This is a genomic window from uncultured Chitinophaga sp., from assembly GCF_937874145.1.
Taxonomy (GTDB): Bacteria; Bacteroidota; Bacteroidia; order Chitinophagales; family Chitinophagaceae; genus Chitinophaga.
The window spans coordinates 1-4,723 of record NZ_CALNBI010000036.1 but is presented as its reverse complement, the minus strand read 5'-3'; the positions used below and the strand labels follow the sequence as shown (position 1 = coordinate 4,723).

Genomic DNA, 4,723 nt, shown 5'->3' with positions numbered 1-4,723 from the left:
GCAGCCGTACGGCTTCCAGGATGCGAAGGGTTCCCACTCCGTCCACATCGGCGGTATATTCCGGCGTTTCGAAGCTCACCTGCACGTGGCTCATGGCGCCCAGGTTGTAAATCTCGTCTGGCTGTACTTCCTGGATGATGCGGATGATATTGGTCGAGTCCGTCAGGTCTCCGTAATGCAGTTTCAGGTGAACGTTCGGTTCGTGCGGGTCTTGATAGAGATGGTCGATTCGATCGGTATTGAACAGGGACGTGCGGCGTTTGATGCCATGCACTTCATATCCTTTCTGGAGCAGGAGCTCGGTCAGATAGGCGCCATCCTGGCCGGTGATCCCTGTAATTAACGCTTTTTTCATCGGTTTGGGCAGATTTAATCCCGGCAAAAATAGCATTATATCGGGTTCCGCAGGGGGAAAAATAAAACCGCCCGGACAATTCTGGCCGGGCGGTTTGTTATCGCAAATTATACGCGGACGTAGATTTTCTTTCTGTCCATCCACCAGCCCACGAGCCATAACAGCAGTACGTGGAACAAAGCAAAGGCCAGCGAGCCGGGGTAGTTGCCGAACGCAGGCTGGAAGATGTGGTTGTACATCCAGCTGTAGAGCCCTTCGTGGTTGGGGCCGAGGCGGAAATACGAGTAAGTGTCCACCAGCATGCCCGACAGCACGTAAATGAAGAGCGGGTTTTTGCCGAACACTTCGAAGAAGTAAGTCCCTTTCCCTTGCCAGCCTTTCATCTCGATCAGGTAAATCATTACGGAAAGCAGCAGGGTGGCGAGGCCTACGGTGTAGAGCACGTATGAGCTGGTCCATATTTTTTTGTTGATGGGGAACACGGAGCTCCAGAGCAGGGCCACGGCGATGAGTAAGGAGCCGGCGATCACCAGTTTCAGGAGCATGCCGCGGGCGTGGCGGTTTTTCTGCACGTACGCGCCCACCAGGTAGCCGAATACCACGTTGCCGACCGCGGGCAGGGTGCTGAGGAGGCCTTCCGGTTCAAAGGCTACGCCTTCGCCGTGGTACATGTGCGATTCGCCGAGGATGGCGAGGTCGATGGCCTGGCCGGCGTGGCCCGTCATGCTGTAGGGATCGCCGCTGGCGCCGAAGAAGTACATCACGGCCCAATACCCGAGCAGCAGCAGGCAGGTAACGATGGCTGCGCCGCGGGGCCTGACGTAATGGATGAGGAGCGCCGCGATGCAATAGCAAAGCGCGATGCGCTGAAGTACGCCCAATATGCGGAGGTTGCTGAGATCGATGAAATTGAAGTTGCCTTCCGCGTCATACCGCCCGAACGGATACAGGTTCAGGAACAGCCCGATGAAGAAGATGAGGAGCGTCCGCTTGAAGATCTTGCCCAGCACTTGCGCGTTGCTGAGGGTATTGAATTTCTTCATGGCGAAGCTCATGGCGTTGCCGACGGCGAACAGGAAAAACGGGAACACCAGGTCGGTAGGCGTACAGCCGTCCCATTTGGCGTGGCCCAGCGGAGCGTACACGTATTGCCAGCTGCCCGGAGTGTTCACGAGGATCATGCAGGCAACGGTGAGCCCGCGAAAGACATCGAGGGACAGGAAGCGTTGATTTTGGTTCATTGGCACGGGTTTATCCGCTAAAGCTAATAGAAAAAGCGGATAATTGGTAACGCTACCGGTGCCCTTTTATCCCGCCATTTCGCTCAGTTCCAGCCAGCGCATGCCTTTGTCGTCGAGCAGCTGGATGACCTCCCCGATGCGGCGGGCGGCGCTTTCGAGCTGGTCGTACGGTAGCGATCCGGATGCCATCTGGTCGTCGAGGGTTTTCTTTTCCTGCTCGAGCGCAGCGATTTCCTTTTCGAGCAATTCCAGTTCGCGTTTTTCCTTGAACGACATCTTTTTAGCCTTCTGTTCGACAGGCTGGGCCTGGGAAGGGGCCGGGGCGGCTTCAACAGGTTTGGGAGCTTCCGCCTTGATCTTTTCCTGGTCTTTCTCCCATTCGCGGTATTGCGTGTAGTTGCCGGGGAAATCTCTCACCACGCCTTCTCCTTCGAACACGAACAGGTGATCCACCAGTTTGTCCATGAAGTAACGGTCGTGGCTCACGATGATGATACAGCCCTGGTAGGTCATGAGGAAATCTTCCAGGATGCTCAGCGTGGGCAGGTCGAGGTCGTTGGTGGGCTCGTCGAGCACGAGGAAGTTGGGGTTGCGGAAGAGGATGGAAAGGAGGTGGAGCCTTCTTTTCTCCCCGCCGCTCAGCCTGGAGATGTAGGTATATTGTTTTTCCGGGGGGAAGAGGAAAAGCTGGAGGAACTGGGCGGCAGACACCTTGGTGCCATCGGCCAGAGGGAAATTTTCGGCGATATTCTTCACGAATTCGATGACGCGCATGTCTTCCTTGACGATGAGCCCCTGCTGGGAGTAATTCCCGAAAACAACCGTATCGCCGACGTTGATTTTGCCGGAATCGGGTTGTTCGGAACCGAGGAGCATGTGCAGGAAGGTGGACTTGCCGACACCGTTTTTACCTACCACGCCGATGCGCTCGCCTTTTTTGAAGGTATAATCGAAGCCTTTGAGGATCTGGAGGTTGCCGTAAGCTTTATATACTTTCTTGAGTTCCAATATCTTACCGCCGAGCCGGGTCATTTTTACGTTGAGTTCCAGCTGGGCTTGTTCGAGGCGTTTGCTGGCGCGTTCTTTCACTTCGTAGAAGGCATCCTGCCGGGATTTGGACTTGGTGGTGCGGGCTTTGGGTTGTTTGCGCATCCATTCCAGTTCTTTACGGTAGAGGTTCCGGGCCTTTTCGGTGCTGGACCGGTCTGATTCTTCCCGGGCGGCTTTTTTCTCGAGGTAGTTTTCGTAGTTGCCTTTATATATGTATAGTTCGCTGTTATCGATTTCCATGATCTCGTTGCAGACGGAGTCGAGGAAGTAACGGTCGTGGGTAACGAGGAGGAGGGTTACGTTTTCCTGGTCGAGGTAATGTTCCAGCCATTCGATCATGGATACGTCGAGGTGGTTGGTGGGCTCGTCGAGGATGAGGAGGGTGTGTTTATGTTCGAACCCGATATCGATGAGCACTTTGGCGAGGGCTACACGTTTTTGTTGTCCGCCAGAGAGGGTGTCTACCCGTTGGTCGAGGTGGTGGATATTGAGTTTGCCGAGGATTTGTTTGACTTTGGAATCGAAGTGCCAGGCGCCGAGCTCGTCCATTTTGGCGACGGCGGCGGATAGGATGGCGGCATCGGGCTCGGGGGCGTCCGGGTCGGTGAGGGCTTCGTATTCCTTGATGGCGTTGAGGATGGGATGGTCGTGGTCGAAGATGTTTTCGAGCACGGTTTCGCCGGGTTCGTGGCGGCTCGACTGTTCGAGCATAACAACCGTAACGTCTTTATGGATCCAGACTTTACCTTCGTCGGGGTGTTCGGTGCCGGTGAGGATTTTGAGGAGTGTGGATTTACCGGAGCCGTTGAGGGCTACGAGGGCGATTTTATCGCCTTCTTCGATATGGAATGAGATATTTTCGAAAAGGGGCTTCTCGCCGTATGATTTGGAGAGGCCTTCCACCGTTACGTAATGCATGGTGCGAAGTTAAATCCTTTTCAGAGAATTGGTTTTTTCAATATTTTTTTCGTATATTCATAAAGGGAATAACAGATGGGATTTTTTTCGATGGGAACCTTATTACAGCCATCCAGCAACACTTTAAGAATCAACCTGCACGACGGTATTCCGTATATGCTTCCGGTGAAAATGGTATAACTGGGGAGTTCCGGCAGAAGCACCTCATCCATCGCTTGCCCCAGGTACGGCCTTTTTCCATTTTTTTGTGGTATCTTTTGTTTGTCTCCCCTGGTTGAAGGAGAATAAAAAATCCTGCCTACATGGGTGGGATTTTTTGATTTTGGGGGATGGGGGAAAAGAAAAGCCTCCCGGTGGGGAGGCTAATTTGTTTTGCTACAGAAATGATAATGTTAGGTAGGGACTACTTGGCTTTTTCAACCTTTTTCATCACCCAGGCCAGGGAGAGCAGGCCGAGGAAAACGATCCCTCCGGAGAGAAAATTCAGGAACAGGCTAGTCATGTCAATTAGATTAAAGTATTGTTCCTAAGTTAAGAAATTAATAAGGTATGTTATAGCACCATTTTCGTGTTATTTTTTGCAAATATCGCATCGGGGCGCTATTGTATGATCATAAAAAATAATACTTAAAAGTCATAATATAATTTACGGAAGCTGCTTCGTAAACCAAATGAGAATATTATTTCTTTATTTGTGATCATGCTATTTTTTTGCTGACGGCCCGCAACAGACATTTCCACCCGAAGGTTATAGGTAGGGTTCAATATATAAGACACCATACCCTGTATATAAAGTAAATCCGTCTTAAGGCCCTGTCCTAACTTGTGGCCATAGTCGCTGGCGCGTGTGTTGTAATTTTTGAAGATATCCTGACCGTTATTTACATCTGAATTGTTATCCAGCCCGGATTGGGCATACATAATCTGACCGCGGGCATACCAGCGTTTGATACGATAACTCGCGATTCCGTTTAATTCGTAAAAATTTGCACCCAATGGATGAGCCAATGACTGGTTGTAATGGGCATAATTGATAAATGTACTGCTATAGGAATAGGTAAAGGGGCGAACTACATTGAATTCTCCAATCACACATCCGTCTTCTACGCCGCAAGGTGTCAGCACATGTGTGAATTTGGAACAAAACTGCGGGTCAAAT

3 protein-coding genes and 1 pseudogene are annotated in these 4,723 nt (G+C 51.5%); all 4 read right to left on the bottom strand.

The genetic code is table 11. From position 1 onward, the window contains the following. The coding region (locus Q0510_RS01555; protein WP_298707606.1) for a GDP-mannose 4,6-dehydratase at positions 1 to 355 on the bottom strand (355 nt) is incomplete at its 3' end. Between the two features lie 107 nt (positions 356 to 462). Next, positions 463 to 1,596 carry a DUF5009 domain-containing protein gene (locus Q0510_RS01550; protein ID WP_298707604.1) on the bottom strand — a complete coding sequence of 378 codons (1,134 nt, stop codon included), beginning with the start codon at positions 1,594 to 1,596 and terminating at the stop codon, positions 463 to 465. Between the two features lie 66 nt (positions 1,597 to 1,662). Continuing rightward, complete coding sequence (abc-f, locus tag Q0510_RS01545; RefSeq protein WP_298707603.1) at positions 1,663 to 3,564, bottom strand: ribosomal protection-like ABC-F family protein; 1,902 nt, start codon at positions 3,562 to 3,564, stop codon at positions 1,663 to 1,665. A gap of 627 nt (positions 3,565 to 4,191) precedes the next feature. Beyond that, a pseudogene (locus tag Q0510_RS01540) lies at positions 4,192 to 4,723 on the bottom strand (hypothetical protein); the annotation flags it as partial.